Here is a 1,236-nt window from a genome sequence, read left to right on the forward strand (position 1 = left end):
TGTAGTGGTCTACTGATCCCGGACACCGATTTAGGCGAAAATCATCGCCATTAGAGAGGTGTTCGATGAGCAGACAGCGACGTACGTTCTCCGCAGAGTTCAAGCGCGAGGCCGCCACCTTGGTTCTGGATCAGGGGTACACCGTGGTGGAGGCCTGCCAGTCCTTGGGAGTGGTGGAGTCGGCACTGCGTCGATGGATCAAACAGCTTCAGGATGAGCGCAGTGGCATCACCCCGCAGGGCAAGGCGCTGACTCCCGAGCAGCAGAAGATCCAGGAGCTGGAGGCCAGGATCAACCGGCTGGAGCGGGAGAAAGCGATCCTAAAAAAGGCTACCGCTCTCTTGATGGCGGACGAACTCGAACGTACGCGCTGATAGACCAGTTGAGTGAGCAGGAGCCCGTGGAAATGGTCTGTTCAGCCTTCGATGTGCCGCGTTCGTGCTTCTACGACTATCGCGCTCGGCGTCATCGAGTCGATGCTCGTCGTGTAACCCTGCGCAGTCAGGTCAACCAGTTTTTCAGTGAAAGCCGCGGGGCTGCGGGCAGCCGCAGCATCATGGGCATGATGCGCGAGAGCGGCGTGATGATCGGTCGCTTTCAGGTGCGCAGCCTGATGCGTGAGCTGGGCCTCGTCAGCAAGCAGCCAGGCTCGCATGCGTACAGGTCAGCAACGGTTGAGCGTCCCGACATTCCGAACCTGCTGAACCGCGAGTTCACTGTCGAGCGTCCCAACCAGGTCTGGTGTGGTGACATCACCTATGTCTGGGCGCAGGGCCGCTGGCATTACCTGGCTGTGGTTCTGGATCTTCACGTTCGTCGCGTCATCGGCTGGGCCTTCTCTGACAGGCCGGATGCGGAGCTGGCTGCCCGTGCGTTGGACATGGCCTACGAGCAGCGTGGCAGACCGCAGAAGGTGATGTTCCACTCGGATCAGGGAAGCCAGTACGCCAGCCGCCTGTTCCGGCAACGGCTATGGCGTTACCGGATGCGGCAAAGCATGAGCCGGCGCGGCAACTGTTGGGACAACGCGCCGATGGAGCGGCTGTTTCGCAGCCTGAAGACCGAGTGGATACCCTCAACGGGCTACCTGTGTGCTCGGGAAGCTCGGCGTGATATCAGTCATTACCTGATGTATCGGTACAACTGGATCAGGCCGCATCAAGCCAACGACGGACTCCCGCCCGCCGTGGCCGAGAAAAAACTTAACCCACTGTCCGGGATGGCTTGACCACTACA

General features: G+C 60.3%; 1 protein-coding gene. It reads left to right on the forward strand.

Going from position 1 to position 1,236, the window contains the following annotated elements; all coding sequences use genetic code 11:
* Positions 1-65 precede the first annotated feature (65 nt).
* A protein-coding gene (locus tag RA210_RS19460) for an IS3 family transposase (RefSeq protein ID WP_201487720.1) occupies positions 66-1,228 on the forward strand; the annotation gives its coding sequence in 2 pieces (ribosomal slippage) (positions 66-321 and positions 321-1,228; 1,164 coding nt in all).
* The last annotated feature ends 8 nt before the right edge of the window (positions 1,229-1,236 follow it).

The organism is Pseudomonas sp. OF001, assembly GCF_904426495.1.
Taxonomy (GTDB): Bacteria; Pseudomonadota; Gammaproteobacteria; order Pseudomonadales; family Pseudomonadaceae; genus Geopseudomonas.